Annotated in this window: 4 protein-coding genes; 3 read left to right on the plus strand and 1 reads right to left on the minus strand. The window is 75.3% G+C overall.

The genetic code is table 11. The features are described from left to right. Positions 1 to 808 (minus strand): S8 family serine peptidase (locus ACTUAL_RS01605; RefSeq protein WP_440899009.1); only part of this gene is annotated, 808 nt, incomplete at its 3' end. A gap of 355 nt (positions 809 to 1,163) precedes the next feature. Here ACTUAL_RS01605 and ACTUAL_RS01610 point away from each other — a divergent pair. The 3 genes from ACTUAL_RS01610 to ACTUAL_RS01620 form a co-directional block, all read left to right on the plus strand. Next, the gene (locus ACTUAL_RS01610; protein ID WP_440899010.1) at positions 1,164 to 1,802 is read left to right on the plus strand and encodes a hypothetical protein; all 639 of its coding nucleotides are present in this window, start codon (positions 1,164 to 1,166) and stop codon (positions 1,800 to 1,802) included. An 81-nt stretch (positions 1,803 to 1,883) separates the two neighbouring features. Further along, positions 1,884 to 2,315, plus strand: coding sequence for a winged helix-turn-helix transcriptional regulator (locus ACTUAL_RS01615; RefSeq protein WP_096494911.1), 432 nt, complete (start codon positions 1,884 to 1,886; stop codon positions 2,313 to 2,315). A 284-nt stretch (positions 2,316 to 2,599) separates the two neighbouring features. After that, on the plus strand, positions 2,600 to 3,416 hold an 817-nt coding region (locus ACTUAL_RS01620; RefSeq protein WP_440899011.1), incomplete at its 3' end, for a 1-deoxy-D-xylulose-5-phosphate synthase N-terminal domain-containing protein.

Genomic DNA, 3,416 nt, shown 5'->3' on the forward strand with positions numbered 1-3,416 from the left:
CCGAGCAGGCGTTGCGGTTGTCGTTGCCCGCCGACACCACGTAGGTGATGCCGGAGGCTGCGGAGTTGCGGATCGCCTGCTCCAGCGGGGCGCTCTGCGCGGACGTGGCTCCGCCGAAGCTCAGGTTCGCCACGGCCGGGCGGACCGCGTTTGCGGTGACCCACTCGACGCCGTTGAGCGCGGTCTCGTAGGTGGTGCCGTTGGCGCAGTCCAGGACCCGCACGGCGATGAGCTGGACGCCCTTGGCGACGCCGTGCCTGGCGCCGCCGACGGTGCCCGCGACGTGCGTGCCGTGGCCCGCGCAGTCCCGGCCGCTGCCGTCGACCAGGTCGGCGCCCCAGCTGGCCCGGCCGCCGAAGTCGGCGTGCGTGGTGCGGATGCCGCTGTCGACGACGTAGACGCGCACGCCCGCGCCGTCCGCGCGGTGGTTGTAGGCCTCGTCGAGCGGCAGGTCGGGCTGGTCGACGCGGTCCAGGCCCCACGAGGTCGGCTCGAACTGGACGTCGTGCGCCGTGAGCCTGCCGTTGGCGGTGACGGAGGCGACGGCGGGGTCGGCGGCCAGGCGCCGGGCCTGCTCGGCGTCCGCCTTGACCGCGAACCCGCGCAGCGACCTGCTCCAGGTGGAGGTGACGTCCCCGCCGTGCGCGGCGGCCAGCGACGCGGCGAGCGCGGCGGTGGACGCGTGGCCCGCGGAGCCCCCCTGGTCCTTCAGCACGACGAGGTAGCTGTCCGGCACGACCTCGTCCCCGGCGGGCGGGGGCTCCCCGTTCCGGGTCTGGGCGGCGGCGGGGGTGAATGCCCCCAGCACCAGCGCAACTCCGCCCAGCGCGGCTGCGAAACCGGTCGACGCGCGTCTCACACGCTGTTCCTCTCCCCTTGGCGATCTCGGGCGGGGACAGGGTTTCAGCAGGTGCGCGGGTTGCGAGCGGGGTGGCGGTGGGCAATGCGGGAATCCGCAGCGAAAAGGGGCGGGAACCGGGTGAAAAAATTGTTCGGAGGCGCACTGGTGCGGATTTCCTCACCGCATTTTCGCGCATTTCCGGGTGGGGTGCGGCCGGTGGAGCTGGGACGCACAGGGAGCGCTGACCGCGGGCACAGACCCGGCACAGGGGCGGCTCGCAGAGTGGTCGGCGTCGGACGAGCAGAGCCACTTGGAGGAGCCGATGACGGAGCAGATGACGGAGCCGATGGCCACGAACGGGGCGGTGGGCCCGGACGAGCGCGTGCGGGGAGCGGCCGGGCAGGGCGCCGGGACGCCGCCGCCGCGCGTGCGGCGGGGGCTGGTCGCGGGGGTGATCGCGCTGGCGGTCGCGGTGGGCGGCGGGGTGGTCCACGCGACCTCGGGGTCCTCGGAAGCCTCGTCGGCTATCGGGCAGGCGCCGGACGGGGGCGGGTTCGGCGGTTCGGGTGGCGGGATGGGCGGAGGGGCCGCGGTGGACGCGCTGCACGGGGAGTACGTGGTGTCGGACGGGGACGGCGGGTACGCGACGCGGGTGGTGCAGACGGGGACGATCACCGCGATCAGCGGGACGTCGGTGACGGCGGCCAGCCCGGACGGGTACGCGCGCACGTACGTGATCGACGCGGAGACGGTGTTCGGCGCGATGACCGGTCCCGGCGGGGCGGGTGGCCAGGGCGGTCCCGGCGACTCGGGCGGCACGGCGGGCTCGGGCGCCGCCGCGGACGCCTCGTCCACCGGTTCGGCGGCGGACCTGGCGGCCGGGGACGAGATCACGGTCGTGGCCACCGCCTCGGGCGACACCGCCACCGCCACCCGCGTCTCGGAGCGGGCCGCGCGGTAGCCGGGGGCCGTTTCCGGGGCCGTTCGATGATCTTCACCTGCTAGGTTGGCCGTTCGGACCGAGCGCGCAGGGAGCCGCCCCATGAGCAGCCGGGAGTGTTCGATCGCCAACGCGCTCGGGGTGGTCGGCGAGCGGTGGACGCTGCTGGCGCTGCGCGAGGTGATGATCGGCTTCCGCCGGTTCGACCAGATCGTGCGCAACACCGGGGTGAGCCGCGACGTGCTCGCCGCGCGGCTGCGCAAGCTCGTGGCGGCGGGCGTGCTGGAGCGCAGGCGCTACGAGGATCACCCGCCGCGCTACGAGTACGCGCTGACCGACTCGGGCCGGGCGCTGCAACCGGTGCTCCAGGCCCTGATGGAGTGGGGCGACCGCTTCGTGACCCCCGGCCCGCCGCCCGCGGTCTGGCAGCACCGCTGCGGCCACGACCTGGAGGTGCGCCCGGTGTGCTCGCACTGCGGCGAGGAGGTGGCGTTCACCGGGGTCCGGCCGCGCCGGGTGGGCGCGGTGCGCTGAGCCGCCACAACGGAACCGGCACCGGCCAGGGGGGTGAACGGTCCGTTCGCCCCTGACGTGCGGATGCCCCGCCGCTGCGCCTCACCCCGTTCCGCTCCGCCCACCCCTCCCCCACTCGCGTGCCACCACTCCGGGTGGTCCCCGCCCCACTGCCGCCTGATCGGCGAACACCCCCGGTTGCCGCCCCGCATCGGGTGAGGCACGTTCGACTCAACCTCTCCCCCTCCCCACGGGCCAGCGGGTACCCCGCCCGCGTCGTCACCGACCCGTTGAGGAGTGGCCGCATGTCCGACACCACGACCAGGCCGCCCCAACCCGCGCCGGGCGGCTCCTTCGACCTGCGCGCCCTCCCGCCCGACGAGCTGCCCGGACTGGCCCACCGCCTGCGGGCGCTGCTGGTGCACTCGGTCAGCCGCACCGGCGGGCACCTCGGCCCGAACCTGGGCGTGGTGGAGCTGACGCTCGCGCTGCACCGGGTCTTCCGCTCCCCCACCGACCGGCTGGTGTTCGACACCGGCCACCAGACCTACGTGCACAAGATGCTCACCGGCCGCGCCGACCTGTTCGGCGGGCTGCGCCGCGCGGGCGGGCTGTCCGGGTACCCGAGCCGCGCCGAGTCGCCGCACGACCTGGTCGAGAACTCGCACACCTCCACCGCCCTGTCCTACGCCGACGGCCTGGCCCGCGCGGCCCGCTCGCGCGGGGAGGAGCGGCACGTGGTGGCCGTGGTCGGGGACGGGGCGCTGACCGGCGGCATGGCCTGGGAGGCGCTCAACAGCATCGCGGTGAGCGACCTGCCGGTCGTGGTGGTGCTCAACGACAACGGCCGCTCGTACGGGCCGACGGCGGGCGCGGTCGGGCGGCACCTGGCGGCGCTGCGCCGGGGCACGGCCGTGTCGTCGGTGTTCGCGGACCTGGGCGTGCGCTACCTGGGCCCGGTCGACGGCCACGACATCGCCGAGCTGGAGGCCGCGCTCACCTCGGCCCGCGACTACCGGGGCCCGGTGGTGGTGCACTGCCTGACGCGGAAGGGCTTCGGGCACCCGCCCGCCGAGCAGGACGAGGCCGACCACATGCACGCGATCGCCCCGCCGTCGCTGC

This window comes from Actinosynnema sp. (assembly GCF_052038725.1).

What these genes read in the sequence shown, in the direction of transcription:
- ACTUAL_RS01615 (WP_096494911.1), top strand. Translation starts at nt 1,884, where the DNA reads ATGAGCAGCCGGGAGTGTTCGATCGCCAACGCGCTCGGGGTGGTCGGC.
- ACTUAL_RS01610 (WP_440899010.1), top strand. Translation starts at nt 1,164, where the DNA reads ATGACGGAGCAGATGACGGAGCCGATGGCCACGAACGGGGCGGTGGGC.